This window comes from Gordonia sp. G4 (genome assembly GCF_057770005.1).
Genome location: NZ_CM173442.1, coordinates 179,337 through 202,302, shown reverse-complemented (window position 1 = coordinate 202,302; position 22,966 = coordinate 179,337). Strand labels below are relative to the sequence as shown.

Annotated in this window: 13 protein-coding genes and 1 pseudogene; 4 read left to right on the top strand and 10 right to left on the bottom strand. The window is 69.3% G+C overall.

The features are described from left to right. Nucleotide 1 precedes the first annotated feature (1 nt). The 4 genes from AC3B5T_RS00900 to AC3B5T_RS00885 are packed head-to-tail and all read right to left on the bottom strand — an operon-like array spanning nt 2 to nt 16,073. A complete protein-coding gene (locus AC3B5T_RS00900) occupies nt 2-784 on the bottom strand; it encodes an ABC transporter permease (RefSeq protein ID WP_010842243.1) in 783 nt (260 codons plus the stop codon). Next, nucleotides 774-2,024: an ABC transporter ATP-binding protein gene (locus tag AC3B5T_RS00895; protein WP_442902689.1), complete on the bottom strand. Its 1,251-nt coding sequence runs from the start codon at nt 2,022-2,024 to the stop codon at nt 774-776. Before AC3B5T_RS00895 ends, AC3B5T_RS00900 begins: the two co-directional genes overlap by 11 nt. Beyond that, entirely contained in the window at nt 2,002-2,259 is a 258-nt protein-coding gene (locus AC3B5T_RS00890) for an MbtH family protein (protein ID WP_010842241.1), read from the bottom strand. The genes AC3B5T_RS00895 and AC3B5T_RS00890 overlap by 23 nt, the downstream gene beginning before the upstream one ends. Further along, nucleotides 2,256-16,073 carry a non-ribosomal peptide synthetase gene (locus tag AC3B5T_RS00885; RefSeq protein ID WP_488358111.1) on the bottom strand — a complete coding sequence of 4,606 codons (13,818 nt, stop codon included), beginning with the start codon at nt 16,071-16,073 and terminating at the stop codon, nt 2,256-2,258. The genes AC3B5T_RS00890 and AC3B5T_RS00885 overlap by 4 nt, the downstream gene beginning before the upstream one ends. Nucleotides 16,074-16,677: 604 nt before the next feature. Here AC3B5T_RS00885 and rplN point away from each other — a divergent pair. Genes rplN through AC3B5T_RS00865 form a run of 4 tightly spaced genes read left to right on the top strand, consistent with a single transcriptional unit; the run spans nt 16,678 to nt 18,135 of the window. Next, on the top strand, nt 16,678-17,046 hold the full coding sequence (gene rplN, locus AC3B5T_RS00880; RefSeq protein WP_004019493.1) for a 50S ribosomal protein L14: 369 nt from the start codon (nt 16,678-16,680) through the stop codon (nt 17,044-17,046). Between the two features lies 1 nt (nt 17,047). Continuing rightward, complete coding sequence (gene rplX / locus AC3B5T_RS00875) at nt 17,048-17,365, top strand: 50S ribosomal protein L24 (RefSeq protein ID WP_005197643.1); 318 nt, start codon at nt 17,048-17,050, stop codon at nt 17,363-17,365. 1 nt (nt 17,366) lies between these two features. After that, a complete protein-coding gene (gene rplE, locus AC3B5T_RS00870) occupies nt 17,367-17,948 on the top strand; it encodes a 50S ribosomal protein L5 (protein ID WP_055475154.1) in 582 nt (193 codons plus the stop codon). Between the two features lies 1 nt (nt 17,949). Further along, entirely contained in the window at nt 17,950-18,135 is a 186-nt protein-coding gene (locus AC3B5T_RS00865) for a type Z 30S ribosomal protein S14 (protein WP_004019490.1), read from the top strand. 105 nt (nt 18,136-18,240) lie between these two features. Here AC3B5T_RS00865 and AC3B5T_RS00860 read toward each other — a convergent pair whose 3' ends face one another. The 6 genes and pseudogenes from AC3B5T_RS00860 to AC3B5T_RS00835 form a co-directional block, all read right to left on the bottom strand. Then, nucleotides 18,241-18,693, bottom strand: a complete 453-nt coding sequence (locus AC3B5T_RS00860; protein WP_055475155.1) for an SRPBCC family protein — start codon at nt 18,691-18,693, stop codon at nt 18,241-18,243. 81 nt (nt 18,694-18,774) lie between these two features. Continuing rightward, nucleotides 18,775-19,104 (bottom strand): annotated as a pseudogene (locus AC3B5T_RS00855) (AIM24 family protein); the annotation flags it as partial. A 224-nt stretch (nt 19,105-19,328) separates the two neighbouring features. Continuing rightward, nucleotides 19,329-20,642, bottom strand: coding sequence for an HNH endonuclease (locus tag AC3B5T_RS00850; RefSeq protein WP_231632795.1), 1,314 nt, complete (start codon nt 20,640-20,642; stop codon nt 19,329-19,331). A gap of 163 nt (nt 20,643-20,805) precedes the next feature. Further along, nucleotides 20,806-21,102 carry a DUF4262 domain-containing protein gene (locus AC3B5T_RS00845; protein ID WP_269432848.1) on the bottom strand — a complete coding sequence of 99 codons (297 nt, stop codon included), beginning with the start codon at nt 21,100-21,102 and terminating at the stop codon, nt 20,806-20,808. Between the two features lie 23 nt (nt 21,103-21,125). Further along, nucleotides 21,126-21,443 carry a DUF4262 domain-containing protein gene (locus tag AC3B5T_RS00840; protein WP_269432847.1) on the bottom strand — a complete coding sequence of 106 codons (318 nt, stop codon included), beginning with the start codon at nt 21,441-21,443 and terminating at the stop codon, nt 21,126-21,128. Between the two features lie 82 nt (nt 21,444-21,525). Continuing rightward, nucleotides 21,526-22,947: an AIM24 family protein gene (locus AC3B5T_RS00835; protein ID WP_055476760.1), complete on the bottom strand. Its 1,422-nt coding sequence runs from the start codon at nt 22,945-22,947 to the stop codon at nt 21,526-21,528. Nucleotides 22,948-22,966 lie beyond the last annotated feature (19 nt).

The following is a 22,966-nucleotide window of genomic DNA, read 5'->3' as shown; positions in this document are numbered from 1 at the left end:
GTCATCGATTCGCGGAGCGGCGGTACAGGATGAGCGACGCAGGTATGCACACCGCCAGTATGACCAGGGCCGAACCGACCGAGTAGCCGACCGCGTGGTCGGCGACCCATCCGGTGGCCTCGGGGAAGGTCGGGGGCGCCTCGTTGCCGAAGAGCTGCCGGGAGGCGGTCGCCACTGCGGTCACCGGATTCCACTCGGCGATCGCACGCAACGGCCCGGGCAGGCTCTGGGCGGAGATGAAGGCGCTCGACAGGAAGGTGACGGGGAACATCCACAGGAAGCCGATGCTCTGCGCGGCTTCGACATTCGGCGCGGCGAGACCGGTCACCGCACCCACCCACGCCATGGCGAGCGCGAACAGGCCGATGATGCCGAAGGCAAGGGCGGCGTCGCCCGCGCTGCCGTACACGCGCCATCCGATCGCCAGGCCGCAGGCGACCATCACCGCGAGACCGACCACGCCCAGGAGCATGTCGGAGGTGACCCGACCGCTGATGACGCCCAGCCGGGACATCGGCAGCGACCGCAGCCGGTCGACGATGCCGTCGGAGGTGTCGTTCGCCAGACCGACGGTGGTGAAGGCCGCGTTGAACACCACGGTCTGGGTGAAGATGCCGGCCATCAGGAATTCGCGGTAGGAGCCCCCGCCGAAGGTCGCGCCGAAGACGTAGGCGAACAGGAACACGAACATCAGCGGCTGGATGGTGGCACTGATGAGCAGTGTGGGAATTCGCTTGACGGTCAGCAGGTTCCGCTCGACCAGTACTGCGGTGTCAGTGAGCATGGAGTCGATCCGATCGGGTCGTCGGGGCGTGGGAGAGGTCGGGATCGGCGTCGGACACCCTCGGGATGACGGTGGTCTCGGCGTCGGCCGTCGCCTGTGCTCCGGCACTGCGGTCACTGCCGCCGTCGCTCGCCTGCGTGTTCCGCTCCGTGAGCGCCAGGAACACGTCGTCGAGGGTCGGGGTCGCGACGGTGGCGTCGACGACGTCGATGCCGACGGCATCCAGTGCCCGGACGGCGGAGACCGCGCTGCGCGTTCCCTCGTCGACCGGTACCGACCACTTCGTGACTCCGGCAGCCGTCTGCTCGGCGAGGGGTGCGTCGGTGCGGTCCGGGTCGTCGAGTCGTTCGGGCATCCCGAGTCCGACCTCGGCGAGTGTGGTGGCGACCAGCTCGTCGTGGTGGCCGTCGTCCGAACGCACCTCGATCGTGAGGATCGAGGCGCCGGTGGAGGCCTTGAGTGCGGCGGCGCTGCCCTGTGCCCGGATGCTGCCGTGGTCGATGACGGTGATCTCGTCCGCCAGCGCATCGGCCTCCTCGAGGTACTGCGTCGTCAGCAGTACGGTCGCACCGCCCGCGACCTGTTCGGTGATGACCTCCCACATCTGTCGGCGACCTCGCGGATCCAGCCCGGTGGTCGGCTCGTCGAGGATCACCAGTGACGGCCGGTTGATGAGGGCACCGGCGAGGTCGAGCCGCCGGCGCATGCCGCCGGAGTAGGTGCGCATCGGCCGGTCGGCCGCGTCCTGGAGCGCGAGGTCGGCGATCAGTTCGCGCGCCCGCCCGGAGGCCTCGGCCCGCGACAGTCCGTAGAGCTGCCCGACCATCCGCAGGTTCTCGAAACCGGTCAGGTTCCCGTCGACGGCCGCGTACTGGCCGGAGACGCCGATGATCTTGCGGGCGGCACCGGGATCGGCGATGGCGTCGACCCCGTCGACGAGGACGGTGCCCTCGTCGGGCTTCATCAGGGTCGCCACGGCGCGGACGGTCGTGGTCTTGCCCGCCCCGTTGGGTCCGAGCAGCGCGTGCACGGTGCCCGCGGGCACCGTGAGGTCCAGGCCGTCGAGGGCCTGAACGCGGCGGCCACGGCCGAACAGGCCGGTGCGGAATGTCTTTCGTAGGCCGCGCAGTTCGAGGGCGTTCGGCGCGGGGGTGACCGTGTCGGTGGACATTCCGCCGGGAGTCGTGTCCGGCGATGCGGTGTCCGCCGAGGTCGTGTCAGCCATACTGTGCCGCCCCATGTGTGACCTCCCTTTCAGTGTTCTGCGAACGTTCCATCGACCGGATCAGACTGGCGGGCCTCATGTCTCGCCAGTTCTCCTCGACGTACTCCAGGCACTCGTCGTGACCCGACGGACCGAACACGACGCGCCAGCCGTCGGGAACGGGGGCGAAGTCCGGCCACAGGGAATGCTGGTTCTCGTGATTGACGAGGACGCGAAAGGTCCCCTCGGTGTCGTCGAACGGGTTCGTCATGATTCCTCCTCCTGTGCTGTGATTCCCGGTGTGCCCGGGCCAGCCTCGATTGCGGTCATCCACTCGGAGACGTTCTCCGGCAGCAACATCCGCGCGTGGGTACTGCTGGCCTCGATCTCGACCACGCGACCGGTGACCTTCGTGTGCCAGCCGGCGACGGCCGGTGGACCGTCGTGGGCGTCCACGGTCGCGGTGACGAAGGTGAGGTCACCGTCGAAGACGCGGGGCTGCCAGTTCCGCGCCAGCGGTGACGCGTGCCGAAACACCTCGTGGACGGTGGTGAGCGTCTCCTCGGACAGACCGCCGAGTGCTCCGCCCGCGGCGGAGATGATCCGGAACGCGTCGGCGACCGTGGGTTCGGCGGAGTCGCCGTCCGGGATGACGTCGTCGGGGACGTCGAGTCCGAACTCGCGCATCAGCTCCGCGATCGACGCCTCGGTGTCGAGGTCGGGCCGTTCGGCGACGACATAGCTGTCGAGCAGGACGAGCTGCTCGACGGTCTCGCCGGCCTCCTGCAGCTGAACGGCCATCTCGTGGGCGATCAACCCGCCCAGCGACCAGCCGAGCAGGTGGTAGGGCCCCTCGGGTGCGACCGTGCGCAAGCGCGAGACGTAGACCTCGGCGAGGTCGGCGATCGTGCGCGGGCACGGGTCGCCGGCCAGCGCCGGATGCTGCAGGCCGTAGACCGCGCGGTCGGCGGGCAGGTGGGGAAGCAGCGAGGTGAAGCTCCAGGACAGGCCGATCGCCGGATGCACCACGAACAGTGGTGCGGGAGCGACGTTTCCGGCGTCCTCCGGGACGCGGCGCAGCGGCAGCAGTGTGTCGAGGCCCGACGTCGACGGACCGTCGGTCCGATTCGGATCCGCCTCCCCGTCGAGCAGGTCGGCGAGTTCGGCGGGACTCGGAGCCCCGAACAGCGTCTGCGCCGCGACGTGGAGCCCGGTGAGTTCGGTCAGTCTGCTGGTCACCGCGGTGGCCATCAGTGAGTTGCCGCCCAGGTCGAAGAACCCGTCGTCGGCGCCGACGGCGTCGATGTCGACCTCGAGGACCTCGGCGAAGACGCGGGCGACGGTCGCCTCGGTCCCGGGTGCCGGTGCTCTCCCCGAGGCGGACACGGCCGGCGTCGGCAGCGCCGCCCGGTCGAGTTTGCCGGTCGGGGTCAGCGGGATGTCGTCGAGCACGGAGACCGACACGGGCACCATGTGCCGCGGCAGACGGCGCGCCACCCGGCGCCGCAGATCCGCGGGGTCCGGATCGGACCCGCGGGTCGCGGTCACGTAGCTGCGCAGGATCGCCGCGGTTCCGGTGCCGTCCACCAGCGTGACGGCGAAGTCGACGTCGGGTTCGGCGGCGAGCGCGTCGTCGATCTCACCCAGTTCGATGCGGAACCCGCGGACCTGGACCTGGGTGTCACTGCGGCCGACGTAGGCGAGCTGCCCGTCGGCGGTCCAGCGGACCAGGTCGCCGGTGCGGTACATCCGCTGGCCGGCGAACCGCGGCCCGGTGACCATCGGTGCGGGGACGAACCGGATCGCGGTGAGTCCGGGCCGGCGGTGGTAGCCGCGCGTGAGCTGGACACCCGTCAGGTACAGGTCCCCGGTGACGCCGGGCGGCACCGGGTGCAGCCGATCGTCGAGGACGAGCGCGCCGACGCCGTTGTTCGGGGTGCCGATCGTCAGCGGCGTGTTCGGGGTCAGCGAACGGCTGCCGGTCGTGATGATCGTCGTCTCGGTGGGGCCGTAGACGTTGATCATCGTGCGACCTGGCGACCAGCGCCGCACGAGATCGGCCCCGTAGGCCTCGCCACCGACTGCGAGAGCGCGCAGGGACGGCACAGCGGCGGGATCCATGCTGGCGACCGCGGCGGGGGTGATGAACGCATGCGTCGCCTGGCGCGCACTGATCACGTCGCTGAGCGCGGTACCGCCGTAGACGTGCGGTTCCACGATGGTCAGCGCCGACGAACCGGCCAGCGCGAGGAGCATTTCCAACACCGAGGCATCGAAACTCGGTGAGGCGAAGTGCAACACGCGCGACGTGGGTCCGGGATTCATGCGCTCGGCGAGCTCGTCGTGCACGGCACGCAAGCCACTGTGCGGGACCAGCACGCCCTTGGGCTTACCGGTCGACCCCGATGTGTAGATGATGTACGCCAACTGATCCGGACGGATCGTCGACTCCCGCTCGGCGTCGGTGATCGGTGCCGGCGACGAGTGCTTCATGCGGGTCCGGGTCGGCGCCGCGTCGAGGACCAGGGTCGGTACGTCGTCTCCGGCCGAGCTCTCCCGGATGCGTTCCCAGGCGGACGACGTCGTCACGAGCAGCTGCGCGCCGCTGTCGTCGAGCATGTGCGCGATTCGGTCGGCGGGATACTCCGGGTCGATCGGGACATACGCGGCGCCGGCCTTCACGATCGCCCAGATCGCCACCAGGGAATCGATGGAACGGCTGATCGCCATCGCGACCACCGGCTCCCGGGACGACCGGACGTCGGGACCCACGGTTCCCGGCTCGTCGTCCGTCCGTGCGTAGGCGCCGACCCCGCGGCCGAGCAGCACCCGGGCCAGCCGGTTCGAGCGGGCGTCGAGTTCGGCATACGTGAGTGTCTCGGGGGCGTCGCCGTCCCCGGTGGGCTGCCCGATGACGGCGAGTCCGTCCGGGTGACGTCGCACGGCGTCGGCGATCAGCACGTCCAGCGTCGTCGGCGCCTGGCCGCGCGGGCCCAGAGCGGGGGTGCGTTCGGCGACCTCGAGTGGGTCGGTGATGCGGATGTCGCCGATCGCGCGCCCGGGATCGCCGAGCATCCCGCGCAGCACACGCATCAGACGTGTCCCCAGCATCTGGGCGTCGTCGTGGCCGTATCGGGCGGCGTCATAGGTGATCTGGACGGCGGCGTCGGTGTCGGCGTCGGTGGCACCCAGGCCGGTGACGGTGAACTGCAGGTCGAACTTGGCCGCGAGTGAATCGAATTCGGCCACCTCGGCGAGGAGTCCGTCGTCCATCGGGACGGCGGCCCCGGCGAGGGAGTCCGCGCCGCCGACCGGCGTCGGTGCGCCGCCGGCGAAGTCGTGCACCGACAGCGCCACCTGGAAGATCGGGTGGCGTCCGTGTGCGCGTTCGGGATTGAGCGCGGACACCACGTCGTCGAACGGCACGCCCCGGTGATCGAGGGCGTCGATGTCGGAGTCGCGGGTACGGCGGACGAGCGCTGCGACGGTCTCCGCGCTGCGCAGGTGGCTCCGCAGCGGCACCATGTTCACGAACATGCCGACCACGCCGCTGTAGTCGCGGTCGACGCCGGCCATCCCGGTGCGGTTGTCGACGGGGCTGCCGATCACCAGATCGTCACCGACCCCGAGGCGGTGCAGCAGGATCGCGAGCGCGGTGTGCATGACGGAGAACGGAGTCGTCGACTGCTCGCGGGCGAAAGCGGTCAGGCCCGCCCTGGTGTGTGCCGGAAGCTTGAGGCTCACCGACCGGGCGCCGGATTCGCGTCGCCCACCGGTCACCGGTTCGACCGTGCTCTCGGCGGGCGCACCCGCGAGGTGCTCGGTCCAGAACTCCAGCTCTTCTCCGGCCGCGGGCGCTGCCGCACTCTCGACGGCGTGGTCGCGGTAGTCGAGTTCAGCTGCCGCCCACTGCTCGGCGCGGCCGGCGCGTCGTTCGCGGTAGGCCTGGGCCAGGTCGCCGACGAGGATCGGCAGCGACGCGCCGTCGGCCGCGATGTGGTGCACGACGAGCATCAGGACATGGGCGGGATCGTCGGCCCGGGTGCCGGGCTCGACGAGGAGGGACGCCCGGAGCGGGGCCTCGGTGGTCGGGTCGATCGGCGTCGATGCGAGACGCGCGATCTCGCCCATGAGAGCGTCCGTGTCCGCGGGAGCGACCGGGGTCAGCGCGCCGACGACGGCCTCGGGGTCGTCGAGCACCCGGCCGGACGGGGTGCCGTCCGCGGCCTCGAAGACCGTCCGCAGGCTCGTGTGCCGTGCGACGACATCGGTCAAAGCTCCTCGGAGGGAGTCGACGTCGACGTCGCCGGCGAGTCGCAGGACGAAGGGCATGAGGTATTCGGTCGACGCGGGGTCGGCGACCGCCAGCGACCACAGGCGGCGCTGGACCGGTGCGAGCGGGAACGTATCCCGTCGAACCGGGCGGCCGGTCGCGTCGTCGGCGGTGGCTTCCCAGTCCTCGGGCAGGCTGATGAGGCCGGCGAGCGCCTCGGCGGTCGGGTTGTCGAACACGTCCCGGACGCGGAGCCGGCCGTCGATGGACGCCCGGTTGATCCGGCTGACCAGCGTCGTCGCCTGCAGCGAGGTGCCGCCCAGCTGGAAGAAGTCGTCGGTGGCCCCCACCTCGTCAGGGGCGAGCCCGAGCACGTCGGCGACGATCTCGACCAGCGCGGTCTCGGCGTCGGTCCGCGGCGCGCGGCCGGCGGACGAGATGCTGCTCGCCGAGGGTTCCGGCAGCGCCCGGCGGTCGAGCTTGCCGTTGCCGGTCAAGGGGATCTCGTCGAGCACGACGATCGCGGACGGGACCATGTGGCGGGGGAGCCTGCGGCGCATGTCCTCGAGAACCGTTGCGGTGTCCAGGGTCTCGACCGAGCTGGTGACGTATCCGACCAGGGTGGCCGATGCGCTCTCGCCGCGGACGACGGTGGTGGCGAAGTCGACTCCGTCGACGGCCGCCAGCGCGGCGCTCACCTCGTCGAGTTCGATGCGGAAACCGCGAACCTTCACCTGGTTGTCGCTGCGTCCGTGGTAGGTCAGTGCGCCCGCGGCGTCGCGGTGGACGATGTCGCCGGTGCGGTACATGACGGACCCGCGGCCGACCGGGGACGCCACGAATCGTCCGGCGGTCAGGCTCCGCCGGCCCAGGTAGCCGCGTGCCACTCCCGGTCCGGCGAGGTAGAGCTCGCCGGGGACGTGGTCGGGCAGCGGGCGCAGCCGGTGGTCGAGGACGAGTGCGGTGCACTCGTGGACCGGTGTGCCGATGGTGATCGGGTCACCCGGGTGTAGTGGCGTCGACATCGCGGCGACGATGGTCGTCTCGGTGGGTCCGTAGCAGTTGATGTAGCGTCGGCCGGTTCCCCAGCGCGCCACCAGCTCCGGGGTGCTCGCCTCGCCGCCCACACCCAGGGTCCGCAGGTGGGGCAGCGGATGCGGGGCGGCGGCGGCGAGCGCCGACGGGGTGATGAACGCGTGGGTCACCTCCCGTTCGTCGAGGAACTCGACGAGTTCGTCTCCGCCGTAGATCGTGGTCGGCGCGACCACCATCGTCGCGCCGGACTCGACCGCGAGGAGGAACTCCAGCATCGATGCGTCGAACGAGGGGGAGGCGAACAGCAGGGTGCGGTCACCCGGGCCGACCTCGTACCGTTCCCGCTGGCTCGCCGCGAAGGCGGCCAGGCCGCGATGGGTCACGCTGACGCCCTTGGGTTTTCCGGTGGATCCCGAGGTGTAGACGATGTAGGCGACCGAATCCGGGTGCCGCACCGGGGAACCCAACGCCGAGCGCTCGCTCGTGCACAGGTCCTGCGGGGTGAGCCACCAGATGTCGTGCGGCACATCGCGGCGGTGATCGGAGCCGCTGATACCCAGGATGGCCCCGGAATCGGCGATCATGTGCGCGATCCGCTCGGCCGGGTAGCGCATGTCGACCGGCAGGGCGGCGGCACCGGACTTGGCCACCGCCCATGTGGCGATCACCGACTCCAAGCTGCGATCGACGGCGATCGCGATCACGTCCTCAGGTCCGACCCCGAGATCGCGCAGCACGCGGGCCCAGCGAGCGGAGATCTGGTCGATCTCGGCGTAGGTGAGGGTGCGGTCGCCGTCCTCGATGGCGACTCGATCGGAGTGATCGATGACGGTGTCGGCGATGATGTCGGCGAGGTGTCTCGGCTCGACGGTCCGGTCGTCGTGGACATCGGCGTCGATGGTGTTCGCGAGATCGTCGCCGACGGCGAGGTCGTCGAGAGGTGTGGACGGGTCCGCGGCGACCGTACGCGCGAGGTCGACGAACATCCGGGCCAGTTCGGTGACACGCTCGGAACTGTGGACGTCGGTCGCATAGGTGAACCGCGCGCGCCCGTTGCGGATTCGCAGCTCGAGGTCGAATCGCACACCCTCGGTGTCGATCTCCTCGGCGACGATCTGCAGGCCGGGCAGGTCCACTCTGGTGTGGTCCGGCTCGAGGGTGTCGGAGACCCCGGCGTCGAAGGCCAGGGCGATCTGGAACACCGGATGCCGGTCCGTCCGAGGCGGATTGAGCATCGAGACGATCTGCTCGAACGGCATGTCGGCGGCCGAGAGTGCTTCGAGATCACGGTTGCGGACGGAGTCGAGCAATGTCGCGAACCCCTGACTCCCGTCGACCGGGGTCCGGAGGACGACGGAGTTCACGAACATGCCGACGATCTCGGCCAGGCGGGGATCGGCGCGTCCGGCGACCGGGGTGCCGATGACGATGTCCGATGCCGAGCCGGCGACGTGCACCTGGGGGTCGGCATTCAGCCGGTGCAGCAGGGCGGCGAACACCGCGTGCACGCACATGAACTCGGTCGCCCGGCCGTTGCCCAGGGCGCTGAGGCGGTTGCGCAGCCCGGCGTCGAACTCGACCTCGACGACACCCGCGGTCCGGGTGGCCCCGGCCGGTGCGTCGGGTACGAGGATCGGTCCGACATCGAGGCCGTCGAGGTCCTCTCGCCACCGGTCGGCCAGATCCGGCCGGGTGTCGAGGTACTGCGCCTGCCAGCGCAGGTAGTCACGGTAGTCCAGGGCCCCGGGGTTGGCGGTGACCGTGGGTTCGGTGCCGTTCTCGGCGGCGGTATGCAGCTCGGCGTACGCGCGGGTGATGTCGCGGTGCAGCGGCACCATCGACCAGCCGTCGGCGGCGATGTGGTGGATGACGAGGGTCAGCTTGTGGTGTGCCGCGTCGCCGTCGATCCGGTGCAGCGCGACCCGCAGCGGCACGTCGGCGGTGAGGTCGAACGGACGGCGGGCCAGCGCCTGCGCGAGCTCCGGCCAGTCGGTCGCGGTCGTCTCGGCGACGGTGAGGTCGGTGTGCGCCTCGTCGACGGGACGCACGTCGAGGACAGGTCGTCCGTCGTGTTCGGGGTACACCGTGCGCAGCATCTCGTGGCGTCCGACGGCGTACCGGAGTGCGCCGGACAGCGCTGCCACGTCGAGGTCGCCGCGGAGATCCAGAGCGAAGGCGATGGCGTAATCGGCGGTCGGCGAGCCGTTCTCGACCTCCATGCGGCGTTCACCGGCGTCGGAACCGGCCGCGAGCTGGTTGAGGAACCACAACTGCTGCTGGGCGGGCCCGGGATGGGCCGGGCGGTCCGGATCGTGCCGCAGGTCGGGCAGGGTGTGCGTTTCGACGACAGATGTGTCGCCCGTGTCGGCGCCGCCGAGCCGGGCGATGCCGGCGACGGTCGAGTGGTCGAAGACCTCGCGGACGGGGATGCGACGCCCGGTGAGGTTCTCGAGCGCGCCGACGATCTGGGTGGCCAGCAGCGAGTTGCCGCCGAGATCGAAGAAGTCGTGATCGCGCCCGATGGTGCCGGGTTCGAGCTCGAGACGCTCGGCGATGAGGTCGGCGACGGCCCGCTCGATCGGGGTCCGCGGCGCGTCGAACGCGACGTCTCCGCCGACCGACGCGGCTTCCGGCGCCGGCAGTGCCCGGAGGTCGACCTTGCCGATCGGGGTCGTGGGGATCTCGTCGAGTTCGATGATGGCGGACGGGATCATGTGCCGAGGGAGCCGTTGCGCCAACCGGTCCCGCACCGCCGCGGCCTGACCGTGCTCGCCGTCGGTGACCGTCACGTACGACACGAGATGCGCGCGGTCGCCTTCGCCGTGCGTGGTGGTGACGGCGGCACGGACAGCATCGTCGGCGACGAGGGCGGCATCGATCTCACCGAGTTCGATGCGATGCCCGCGGATCTTGGTCTGGTGGTCGGCGCGCCCGCGGAACTCGAGTTCGTGGTCGGGGGTCCATCGCACGAGGTCGCCGGTGCGGTACATCCGCTCACCGGGATCGCCGTACGGGTTGGCGATGAACCGCTTGGACGTCAAGGGCCGGACACCGTGGTAACCGCGGGCGAGATGCTCACCGGCGATGTACAACTCGCCGATCGCGCCGGGGGCCACCGGGCGCAGGCGCTCGTCGAGCACCACCGCGGAGATTCCGCGGATGGGCCGGCCGATCGTGAGCGTCGTGTAGTCGGGGCTGATCGGCGACGACACCGCGGCGACGACGGTGGTCTCGGTGGGACCGTAGGCGTTGAACAGCTGCGGGCCGCTCGACCAGGTGCGCACCACCTCGGAGTTCGGGTGCTCGCCGCCGATGACGAGAGCCTCCAGGTCGGGGACGTCGTCCGGGGACATGGTCGTCAGCACCGACGGGGTCAGGAACGCGTGCGTGATCCGCGCGTCGCGCATGAGCTCGGCGAGCTCGGCGCCGCCGACGATTCCCGGCGGGACGATGTGCATCGTCGAGCCGGCGGAGACGGCCATCAGGATCTCCAGCACCGACGCGTCGAAGCTCGGCGAGGCCATGTGCATCGTCCGGCTCCGGGGGGTGATCCCGTACTGGGTGACCTGCTGCGCGCCGAAGTCGGCGAGTCCGCGGTGGCTGACCACCACGCCCTTCGGTGTGCCGGTGGTGCCGGAGGTGTAGATCAGGTAGGCGGGCTGGTCGACGTCGAGGACACCGAGGCGGTCCGAATCGGCCACGGGGGCGGGCGATTCGGCGTCGATGCGGTCGCGGGTGGCCGGGTCGTCGAGCACGACGGTCGTGATCTCGCCGCCGGCGCGTGGATCGGACGCGCTGTCGGTGACGAGCAGCTGCGTCCCCGAGTCGGTCAGCATGTGTTCGATGCGAGCCGCCGGGTAGGCGGGATCGACCGGGACCCAGGCTGCGCCGGTGCGGGCGATCGCCCACATCGTGGTCATCCACTCCACGCCTCGCGGGAGGGCCACGGCCACATGACGTTCGGGACCGGCCCCGCCCTCGATGAGCAACCGCGCCAGCCGGTTCGACGCCGCGTCGAGCTCTCGATAGGTCAGCGACCGGGTGCCGTCGGTGACCGCGATGCGGTGCGGCGAGGACTCCGCGGCCGCGGACAGCAGCCGCGTCAGGTGCTCCACGGGGCGGCTGCCCTCGCCGACGGCCGGCACGAGGTCGAGACGCTCGTGCAGGTCGAGGACGGGCAGGTCGCCGACGGGTGTGCCCGGGTCGGCGGTCGCGGCGTCGAGCAGACGGATCAGGCGCGAGCCCAGCCCGGCCACCGTGTCCCGGTCGAACAGTGCGGTGGCATAGCCGATCTCGAGGGTGAGACCCGTCGGTTCGCCGGTCGCCCCGCGCACCTCGGTGAAGGTGAACTGCAGGTCGAAGGTGGTGCGGCCGGTGTCCACACGGGACGCGGTCGCCGCGAGCCCGGCGAAGTCGAGGCGGATCGCGGAGCGGTCCTCCAGGGCCAGCGACACCTGGAAGAACGGGTGGACGTTGCCCGACCGGACCGGATTCAGCTCCGTCACGAGACGGTCGAACGGCATGTCGGCGTTGTCGAACGCGTTCAGGTCGGTGTTCCGTACCCGGGCGACCAGATCCGCGAACGGCAAGTCCTTGTCGACGTCGGTGCGCAACGCGAGCGTGTTGACGAACATGCCGACGAGGTCGTCGAGGTCGGCCTCGCCGCGCCCGGACACCGGTGTGCCGACGATGACATCGGAGGTCTGCGCGAGGGATCGCAGCAGGAGCGCGACCGATGCGTGGAGCACCATGAACACGGTGGCATCGGCATCGGCGGCGACGGTCCGGATCGCGCCGTAGGTGTCGGTGTCGATCGTCGACGTCACCGACGAGCCGGACCGGCCGGTGACCTCGGAGTCCCGGGTCCGGGGCCGGTCGAGGGGCAGTTCGGTCTCGCCCGGCGCCCCGTCGAGCGTGGTCCGCCAGAAGTCGAGTTCGGCCGCGGCGTGGGGACTCTCGTCGAGCCAGGCGTGACGCGCGGCGCTGGTCTGCGAGTAGCTGACCGGCAGTTCGGCCCACGTGGGCTCGTTCCCGTCGCGACGTGCTCGATAGGCGGTGGCCAGGTCACCGGCGAGGGGTGCCAGCGACCAGCCGTCGGCCGCGATGTGATGGACGACCATCGTCAGGCGGTGATCGTCGTCGGCGGTGCGGACGAGGCGCGCGCGAACGGGGATCTCGGCGGCCAGGTCGAAGGGGATCGAGGCGAAGTCGCGATCCGGGCACTGCGCGATGTCGGCGGTCGCGAGGACCGGCAGGTCGACGTCGACCGTATCCGGATCGGCCGCGGAGATGCATGCCACACCGTCGATCTCGGCGACGACGCTGCGCAGCGGCTCGTGTCGGCGGACCACGTCGACGAGCGCCGCGCGGAGCGCATCGGTGTCGAGGGCGCCGACGAAGCGGACGGTGAACGGCATGTTGTAGGTGGCCGCGGACGCCGGGTCCAGTCGGGTCGCCAGCCACAGGCGGTGCTGGGCGGGGGACAGCGGCACGGCTCCGGACGCGGTCCGGCCGGCGGTGTCGTCGGCCCCGGTGGGACCCGTGGCGGCCGGATGGTCGGAGTCGACGCCGAGGTCGGTGAGGGTGGCGACGATGCCGGCGAGGTCGTCGGCGTCGAACACCGTGCGGATCCCGATCCGGTTGCCGGTCGCCCGGGACAGGCGCGACGCCATCCGCGTGGCCGACAGCGACGATCCGCCGATCTCGAAGAAGTTGTCGCTCAGCGAGACCGACGCCGACCCGGCATGCGGGGAACGCCCGGACCGGCGGTCGGATGCGTCGTCCTGCAGATCCAGCACATCGGCGACGGTGGTGACGACGAGGCGTTCGAGCGCGGTACGGGCGGGGACGAACTCGCGGTGGGTCCGTAGGTCCGGCCGGGGCAGGGCGCGGCGGTCGAGCTTGCCGTTGGCGGTGGTGGGCAGGGAGTCGAGGACCATGATCGCGGTGGGGATCATGTGATCCGGTAGCGCGGTGCGGAGTTCGGCGCGCAGGTCACGGTCGGCGAGTCCGGTGCCGGTGACGTAGCCGACGATCGCGGCTTCGCCGGCGACCAGGTCGTCGCGGATCACCACGCCGGCGGCGGTGACGTCGTCGAGGGCACTGAGCGTCGATTCGATCTCACCCAGCTCGACGCGCTGGCCGCGGATCTTCACCTGGGAGTCGGTGCGGCCGAGGTACTCCAGCTCGCCCGTGGCGTTCAGGCGGACGAGATCTCCGGTGCGGTAGAGCCGCTCGCCCGGGGTCTCGGGCGAGGCGACGAAACGCGACGCGGTCAGGTCCGCGCGTGACCGGTAGCCGCGGGCCAGCTGGACACCGCCGAGATAGAGTTCGCCGATCGCGCCGGGCGGCTGCGGCCGCAGGCGGTGGTCGAGCACGTGGACGCTGGTGTTCCACACCGGGGAACCGATCGGGATCACCGAGAGGTCCGCGCGGCAGTCGTCGTGATGGGTGACATCGATCGCGGCTTCGGTGGGACCGTAGAGGTTGTGGATCGGCGCGGCGGTCAGCGTCGCCGTGGCGCCGACGGTCGAGGGCGTCAGAGCCTCACCGCTGGTGAAGATCTGACGCAGGCTCGTCAGCATCGAGGAGTCGTCGGCGTCGAGAGCCGCGGTGAAGGCGGCCAGCATCGAGGGGACGAAGTGCACGGTGGTGACGCGGTGCTCGGCGATCACGTCGCGCAGGTACCACGGGTCGCGGTGTCCGTCGGCGCTCGGCACGACCAGTGCGGCCCCGGTGGTGAAGGGCCAGAAGAACTCCCACACAGACACGTCGAAGGTGGACGGGGTCTTCTGCAGCACCCGATCATCGGCGTCGAGTGCATAGCGGGACTGCATCCACGCGAGGCGGTTGACGATGGCGCGGTGAGTGATGACCACGCCCTTGGGCTTTCCGGTGGAGCCCGAGGTGAACAGCACATATGCGGCCGCGTCGGGACCCGGGCGCGCCGGAGCGGCCCCATCGGCGTCCTCGTCGGCGCGCAGATCGGCGAGCACCGCGTCGGTGATGACGAGATCGGGCGAGGCCACCTCGAGAATGTGGCCGAGACGATCGGCGGGTTCGGCCGGGTCGATCGGCAGGAACGCGGCGCCGGCACGGATGACGGCGTGCAGAGCCAGGACCTGGTCGGTGCTGCGGTGCAGTTGAACACCGACGACGCTCTCGGGGCCGATCCCGCGACGCGTGAGCGCCGCAGCGATCTGTGTTGCTGCGCGGGCGAACTCGCGATGGGTGAGCGAGTGCCCATCCTGTGCATCGGTCACCGCGGTGGCGTCGGGGTGGGCGGCGGCTCCCCCGTCGAGCAGGTCGACGAGCGTTGTGTCGCCGTGGTCGACCCGTTCCCCGGTCATGCGCTCGGGTAGCGCTTCGCGTTCGGCGTCGGTCAGGAGGTGCAGGTCCGACATCCTCGTGTCGCCGGGCGCACCGACGAAGGCGGTCACGAAGTCGACGAGACGACGGTGGTGGGTGGTGACGTCGTCGTCCGGGTAGATGTTCGGATTCGCCTCGAGGTCCAGGGTCATCCCGCCGTCGAGGCTGTCGTACACGTTGACCGACAGGTCCTCGATCGGTCCGGTGGACAGGACGTGCAATTCGCCCTTGAGCGGGCCGAAGTCGATGTGCTGGAAGAACAGCATGACGTTGACGAGCGGGCCGAAGAAGCCACGCCGCGCCCCCGCTGCCCCGAGGATCTGGGAGGTGATGTCCTCGTGCCGGAACTTCTGGTGCCGGACGGCGGACTTGATCTCCGCGTTGACCGATTTCAGCAGATCGGTCACGGTGGCGGAATCGTCGTGGAGCGCGATACGCAACGGGACGACGTTGGAGGTCAGACCCGCCGAGGTGCGCAGCACGTCGCGGTCGCGGGCCGCGACCGGCAGGCTCAGCATGGCCTCGTCGCGGTCGGTGTAGCGCGCGACGTAGGCGGCCACCGCAGCGGTGATGACCGACGCCGGCCGGACCCGGTGGCTGTGTCCGAGCTCGCGGATCCGGGCGACGAGGGTGTCGTCGAGGACCGCCGATCGGACGACCGACAACGGCGCGGCCGGAGCGGAAAGGCTGGTGAGAGTGGTCATCTCGGGCATATCGGCCAGATGGGACGCCCAGTGCTCGCGGTCCTCGGCGAACTTGGCGGAGGCACGGTACTCGCGGTCGAACTCGGCGATGTCGACCATCGACGCGGTGTCCGCGATCGGCGGCGGCGTTCCGTTCACGATCGCCGTGTAATGCGAGGCGACACGAAGCATCATGTACATCGCGGCATAGCCGTCGAAGCCGATGTGGTGACCGTGGCAATACCAGATCGAGTGTCCGGGACCCACTTTGAGCAGGTGTGTCTCGAGGATGTTGTCGGCGAAGACGTCTGAGCTGGCACTTCGCCGGCGGTCGATCCAGGCCAGTGCGGCCGCGCGCGGGTCCTCGGCGTCTGAGAAGTCCTGTCGACCCAGCACCACGTGCTGCGACCGGTCGAGAACCATCATCGGTTCGCCGTCGTCGGTCGGGATCAGCCGCAGCAGCGGGGCCTCGGTCTCACTCTCGGTGAGGGTGACAGCACGCTGCATGATGTCCGGATCGACGTCGACGAGTGGGTCGTCACCGCTCTCGCCCTGCGGACCCGATGTGTCGCCGCGGAATTCGACGAACGCGTCGATGGTCATCGGCACGTCCGGCTCGAGCTGCTGGGCGTAGAAGATGCCGCGCTGAGCGGCGGTCATCGGGATCGTCAGGTCGGTGTCGATGTCGGTAGCAACGGTGTTCCGGACCGCGTCGTCTGTGGTCACGCGTGCCTCCCCTGTGAGTGCGTGCCCGCACGGCAGCGTCGAACCCGGCTCGGACTGGGGGATTCGAACTCCGGTCATCGCTCACGGGGCTGGTGGCCCCGAGTCGAGGACTTGCCGTCAGGCCGCAGTTGTCGGACTGAACTGCGGAGCCCGGGGAGCATGGTGACCGTTCGGCTCACGATCGGCAGCCGAGAATTACCCCCGGCGCTGACACGCCCCCCGTGTTTCGCTCCCTTCCGGCTCGCACTGATTGCTCGCCGGACGGGCTTGTGTCTGGTCGATCTCGTCTCATGGGTGCTTCGCGTGGCGGTGCACCCCAGATGGGTCAGTGCGCGGAAAACTTTGCCGGCCCGGCGTCATCCGAAACCCCCGCTCGGTCGCCGGGACCATCGATTTGGCCGGGACCTGGGCATTCCCCTACACTTGTGGGGTTGCCTGCGGCGCCGCTGTGTCGCGAATCGGCTCACGAACCCACTGGGGCGGACGGCCCGGGTGTCACAACCTGGTCAAAACCCCAGGCAGGCGTGTGTTCGATGGCAACAGACCGTGTGCGTCGGGTCGGAAATCCGCCGTACATAAGAAGCCAGGTCAAGGAGACTAACGAGTGATTCAGCAGGAATCCCGCCTGCGAGTCGCCGACAACACCGGTGCCAAGGAGATCTTGTGCATCCGCGTGCTCGGCGGTTCCTCGCGGCGCTACGCCGGCATTGGCGACGTCATCGTCGCCACTGTCAAGGACGCCATCCCGGGCGGCAACGTCAAGAAGGGTGAGGTCGTCAAGGCCGTCATCGTGCGCACCACCAAGGAGCGCCGTCGTGCGGACGGAAGCTACATCCGCTTCGACGAGAACGCCGCCGTCATCCTCAAGGGTGAGAGCGACCCCCGCGGAACCCGCATCTTCGGCCCGGTCGGCCGTGAGCTGCGTGAGAAGAAGTTCATGAAGATCGTATCGCTGGCACCGGAGGTGATCTGACATGAAGGTCCACAAGGGTGACACCGTGATCGTCATCTCGGGCAAGGACAAGGGCGCCAAGGGCAAGGTCATCCAGGCCTTCCCGAAGACCCAGCGTGTCCTCGTCGAGGGCGTCAACCGAATCAAGAAGCACACCGCCGCGTCGGCCAACGAGCGCGGTGCCTCCTCCGGAGGCATCGTGACCCAGGAAGCCTCGATCCACGTCTCGAACGTGATGGTCGTGGACTCCGACGGCAACCCGACTCGCGTCGGCTACCGCGTCGACGAGGAAACGGGCAAGAAGGTCCGGATCTCGCGCAAGAGCGGGAAGGACATCTGACATGACCTCTACTGAACCCAAGATCCAGCCGCGCCTGAAGACTCGCTACCGCGAGGAGATCAAGGACACGCTGAACAAAGAGTTCGAATACCCCAACGTGATGCTGATCCCGGGCGTCGTGAAGGTCGTCGTGAACATGGGCGTCGGCGACGCCGCCCGTGACGCGAAGCTGATCAACGGCGCCGTCGAGGATCTGGCCAAGATCACCGGCCAGAAGCCGGAGATCCGTCGCGCTCGCAAGTCCATCGCACAGTTCAAGCTGCGCGAGGGCATGCCGATCGGTGCGCGCGTCACCCTCCGTGGCGACCGCATGTGGGAGTTCCTGGACCGTCTCGTGTCCATCGCCCTCCCGCGTATCCGCGACTTCCGCGGCCTGTCGGACCGTCAGTTCGACGGCAACGGCAACTACACGTTCGGCCTGAACGAGCAGTCGATGTTCCACGAGATCAACATCGACAACATCGACCGGCCCCGCGGTATGGACATCACCGTCGTGACGTCGGCCACCACGGACGACGAAGGCCGGGCGCTGCTGCGTGCCCTGGGCTTCCCGTTCAAGGACAACAACGTTAAGGACAACTGACATGGCAAAGAAGGCTCTGGTCAACAAGGCCAACAAGAAGCCCAAGTTCGCCGTGCGGGCCTACACCCGGTGCAACAAGTGCGGCCGCCCGCACTCGGTGTTCCGCAAGTTCGGCCTGTGCCGTATCTGCCTGCGCGACATGGCGCACGCCGGCGAGCTGCCGGGCGTGCAGAAGTCCAGCTGGTGATTTTCACCCCTCGGATTTCGTAGCATCAATGCGCTCATAGCGCGCATTCCAGCTGCCGATTCAGCAACAGCCCCACCTCGCTCACGCGAAGTGGGGCTGTTGCTGTCAGCGGGTCGCGGCCCATTCGTCGACGAGGCGCGGAAGCTTCTTCGCGTTCGCGGAGAGCGACCGCTGATACGCGCGGATCGCCAGCGCGTCGGCGAGCTTCCCGACAGCCCCGCCGACGCCTGCGTTGCGGATGCGGTAGGTGAGTTCGACGCCGCGGCGGACCTCCGCGAACGTGGCAGAGATGGCGAACTCGAGCGGTGACTCCGTCGAGGAGAACTCGGTGGCCGCGTGCGCATCCACCCGCGTGAACTCGCCGCTCCAGTCGACCGCGCGGCCGAGGCCCTTCATCTGCCCCCGCCACACGGTCCCCACCGCGACCGGCCCGTCGGTGACGGTCTCGACGCCGATCACGCCGGGCGTCAGCGCCGCGACGTGCTCCGGGATGAGGCAGTACTCCCACACCGTGGTGAGGGGTTGTCGGACGAGGACGGTCGCGCTTGCTTCGGGCATGGCGTCGACGTTACCTTCCCGTCGGATTCGGTAGCGAAAGATGGTGTATAGCACCGATTCTCGCTACGAAATCCCGGTCGGTCAGCGGCCGAGGATGCCGCCCAGCATGCCGCCGGCGCCGGACCCCGCAGAGCCCCCGCCACCGGTGCCGCCGACGAATCCGCCGGGCGGCAGTTCGGACGGTTGGACGACGACGAAACCGCGCCCGGAGAACTCGAGGGTGAACCGCTCGCCGGTGCTCCGACCCATGAGGGTGCCGAGGTTGAACGAGTCGTTGGACTTCACCGACGTGCGCAGGCTCGACGACCACGCGACCGCGGCCTGCGGGTCGGCGTAGGTCGCGGCGTCGACCTGCCGGGTGTGCAGAAGTCCAGCTGGTGACTTCGCACCGACCTGATGGTCGCGCTGTAAGGCCCCACCTCCCAACAGAGAGGTGGGGCCTTACGCATTTCAGCCGCACCACAGGTCGGGCGTCAACACTGTGAAGTTCTCAAAGGGCATGCGCGCTCCGACGGATCGGTGCGAAAGGTGCTACGCGGGGCGTCGTCCCTTGTCGGGATTCGCCTTCAGAAATTGGGCGCTCAAGTTCTCCGGCCGTTCGCCGATGCGAGTCGGTCATCGACCAGCGTGATGGATCAGGCGGCGGCCCGATCATCGAGAGTCATGGTGCGGCGGTTGTATGCCGGCAACGGCGTTCGGCTCGGATCGATCGATGCGGGTGGGACCAGCCACGGGTGGCGGTCGCGCCCCATGACGATCTCCCACTGGCCGGCGTGGATGTGGGCGTGGCAGGACGGACAGAGCAAGCACCCGTTGTCGATATCGGTGGAACCGCCGTGGCTCCAGAACTGGATGTGGTGGACGTGGGTGCGGCCCGCCGGCGCACCGCATTTGATGCAGCACCGGTCGCGGATGATGATCGCTCTACGCAGATGCGCCGGGAACAGTCGTCTGGAAGTGCCCATCTGCAGGGGGACGGTGTCGCCGTCGATTACCACGTCGCTGACAGAGGAGTCGCACGCCAGCAAGGATGCGGTGGTGGGGCTGATCGAACCCAGCCACAACAGGCTGGCCTTGTCCGGAGCAGCCGCCGGCAGGAGCACGCTGACGTGAGTCTTCGGTGGGGTTGCAAGGGTGGTGTCGGCCACCGCGGCGGCATCGAGGATGAGTTCCAGAGCATCCGCGTTGCGGGCCCCGGTGGTCCGAGAGTCGTCGGAGCCGTCGGGCTCAGGCCTCGGTGTGTTCAGAGATTCGATTGCCGCGGTGAGCTTTTCGCCGATGACTGTGTCGAGATCGCCGCGCACGCTGACTCGGCCTTCCCCGGTCGGGGTGAGGGTGAACTCGTTGATGGTGCGGTCCTCGCCAGCAGGCAGGCCGCCAGTCCCGACCGCATACTCGTTGCCCAGTTCGCGCGCCCTCTGGGCAATTTCGGCAGGGGTGGCGCCGGACATCGCGTGCGCGATGAGGGTCTGCTCGACCTCTGCTCGCTCCTCGGCGCAGACACCCTCGGGTGCTCGACGCCCGACATGAGCTATGCCGCTCACGACGGCACCGGCGTGTTCGCCGGGGATCGCGCCGTCGGCGGTGTAGCCCGGTAACCGACAGAGCCACGCGTGTGCGTTGCCGATCCGCAACCAGCGGTGCGCGATTGCGGGTGCTGCACCCATCGTGATCAGCAGGGTGGACGTCTTGCCGGTCGACTGTCGGGCCACACCGAGACGGTCGAGGGTGGCAGCTCCGACGGCGGCGTGATGGTCCAGGATGGAGCGCAGTTCGATCAGCAGAGACATCGCGGTGCTCGCTTGGCGGCCGGTCGGCTCCGCGCCGCCAGGGGGCAGATCCCACAGCGCCTCGCGAATCGCAGCCAACACGGCGAGATAACGCTCACCGCCGGAGTGGTCGACACTTTCGGTCTCTGGGCACAGCATGGTGGCGAGTGTTGTTGTCATGACGGACCTTCCACATCACAGGACGGAACTGGAGGCAGGGCTTCTCGTCATCGTTGGTTCGACACCGGCGTAACCGTCTGCCGATATGCGTCTTTCATCTGTGGCCTGTAGGAAATAACTGTATCCGGGGGCACCGACAAGAACCGAACGGCTGATGGCCCCCTCAACTCAGGCTGAGCGCCTCGCCGCGCGCCTGCTCAGCGTCGACGTCGGCTTCGGGACGCCTTGCGCGGTGCGCCCGGTTCATTCCGGGGTGCGGGTAGATTACGCGCGGACTATCGACTCTGGTCGATCGCGGGTCATGCACGCCCTTCACGAACTGGTGTTCCGGTGCAAGGGTGTAACTCTCTTCCCACGGATAGCTGCCCAGGTCGTCGGGCCACACCGCCTGCAAGGCCGGAGCGTCCGGGTAGAGGACGTTGGTGACGGTTAGATCGGATTTGTCCATCACTTCGATCACGGTGACCGGAACATCAAGTGATTTCAGTGCACGGGAATCGAATTCGACACGATCGCGTGCCAGTCATAGGTGTGAAACACGCTGGCCAACTCGTTGAGAACCAATGCACTCGTTCGGGCACCCAGCCCGTATACCGCCAACTCTGGGAGGTCGTGCAAGCGCAGGCCGGTGGTGTACGCGAAGGAGTAGTCCGGTGCTTCGCATTCGTGAGAGTGGAACGTGCACTCGTCACTGACTGCCGTCACCGCCCAACCGCAGCGCCGGATGCGGTCGAGCGTCTCGCGTACCAGCGGGTCGGGGTGCCAGCGGGGCAGACCCCGCAGATCGTAAAGGTGGGCCATGCTCGCTCCTGATGTTCGGAGGTGGAGCGTAGTAGAGCAGGCGGCACCGACGAACTCGGGAGGCGCACCGAGTTCCGCCTCGTCAGCGGCCGAGGATGCCGCCCAGCATGCCGCCGGCGCCAGACCCCGCAGAGCCTCCGCCACCGGTGCCGCCGACGAATCCGCCGGGCGGCAGTTCGGACGGCTGGACGACGACGAAACCGCGCCCGGAGAACTCGAGGGTGAACCGCTCGCCGGTGCTCCGACCCATGAGGGTGCCGAGGTTGAACGAGTCGTTGGACTTCACCGACGTGCGCAGGCTCGACGACCACGCGACCGCGGCCTGCGGGTCGGCGTAGGTCGCGGCGTCGACGTTCAGGACGACCGGGGTGCCGTCGGTGGTGATGGCGATCCGGCCGCGGCCGGTGAACACGCAGTTGAACAGGCCGGCGTTGCTCATCGCCCCGGCCCCCTGCACGCGGGCGATGTCGTAGGAGAGCGACGAGTCGAAGGCGAGCACGTTGGCGCCGTTGATGGTGAGGCCGTCGGACCCGTCGAGGTCGATGAGGTGCACGTCCGACGCGGCGTCGGCGAGGAACAGGTCGCCCTGCCCGGTGACCTTCATCAGCGGGACGCCCTCACCGGTCACCGCCTGACGCATCATCCGGCCGAGCCCGCCGGAGCCGAGCGCCTCGAACTTCAGGTTTCCCTGATAGGCCACCATCGAGCCGGTCCGGGCCATCACCTCACCGGAGAGTCCGACCCGACACATCTTGCTGCCCTGCTTCTGGATCCCCTGCCCGGTGACCTCGGCGTGGGACGGCGCGAACAGATCGCTGTGCATGGGGACTCCCTGTGGTTGGGCGGTGACCGGAGGTGGCGGTGTGGACGGTGTATTCCATTGCGACGCCTGCGGTCCGGGCGTCGAGGGTGGTGCGGTCGGAGGTGGTGCCGTCGAGGGCGGCCAGGGTTGCGGATCGGTCACGCGCGGGGGTTGGCCGGGCGGAGGTGGTGGAGCGGGCTCGTCGTCGACGGTTATGCCGAAGGCTGTCGCCAGTCCGGCGAGACCGGAGTCGTAACCCTGTCCGACGGCTCGTACCTTCCAGACGTCGTTGCGACGATAGATCTCCAGACACACGACCGCCGCTTCGCTCGTGAGGCCGGCGGGGCTGAAGGTGAGGTCGGTGCCGCCGCCGGTCACCGTTGCGGTGAGCGCACCGGCGGTGGCGAAACTGGTGGGTCCCGTGCCGTCGAGGCTCGCGGCCACGACCACCCGCGCGATCTCGCGGGGCAGGGCAGCGGTGTCGATGGAGACGATGTCGGCGGAGCCGTCGGAGCGATAGCCGACTCCGGGTCCGGCGGGCTGGTTGTAGAAGATGAGGTCGGCATCGGAGCGGACCCGCCCGGCGTCGGTCAGCAGGATCGCCGAGGTGTTGACCGGCGATGCCGAGCGCACCGAGACGGTCACCGCCGGCGAGGGCAGTGGACGGTTCTCTCCGGCGGTCAGCGTGAGCACGGTGTCCATTGTGCCAATCCACGCCGCT

Excerpts from the sequence above, each read along its gene's own strand:
- AC3B5T_RS00860 (WP_055475155.1), bottom strand. The coding sequence starts at position 18,693 with ATGCCCGAAGCAAGCGCGACCGTCCTCGTCCGACAACCCCTCACCACG.
- AC3B5T_RS00895 (WP_442902689.1), bottom strand. The coding sequence starts at position 2,024 with ATGGGGCGGCACAGTATGGCTGACACGACCTCGGCGGACACCGCATCG.
- rplE (WP_055475154.1), top strand. The coding sequence starts at position 17,367 with ATGACCTCTACTGAACCCAAGATCCAGCCGCGCCTGAAGACTCGCTAC.
- rplX (WP_005197643.1), top strand. The coding sequence starts at position 17,048 with ATGAAGGTCCACAAGGGTGACACCGTGATCGTCATCTCGGGCAAGGAC.
- AC3B5T_RS00900 (WP_010842243.1), bottom strand. The coding sequence starts at position 784 with ATGCTCACTGACACCGCAGTACTGGTCGAGCGGAACCTGCTGACCGTC.
- AC3B5T_RS00840 (WP_269432847.1), bottom strand. The coding sequence starts at position 21,443 with ATGGCCCACCTTTACGATCTGCGGGGTCTGCCCCGCTGGCACCCCGAC.
- AC3B5T_RS00850 (WP_231632795.1), bottom strand. The coding sequence starts at position 20,642 with ATGACAACAACACTCGCCACCATGCTGTGCCCAGAGACCGAAAGTGTC.
- AC3B5T_RS00835 (WP_055476760.1), bottom strand. The coding sequence starts at position 22,947 with ATGGACACCGTGCTCACGCTGACCGCCGGAGAGAACCGTCCACTGCCC.
- AC3B5T_RS00890 (WP_010842241.1), bottom strand. The coding sequence starts at position 2,259 with ATGACGAACCCGTTCGACGACACCGAGGGGACCTTTCGCGTCCTCGTC.
- AC3B5T_RS00865 (WP_004019490.1), top strand. The coding sequence starts at position 17,950 with ATGGCAAAGAAGGCTCTGGTCAACAAGGCCAACAAGAAGCCCAAGTTC.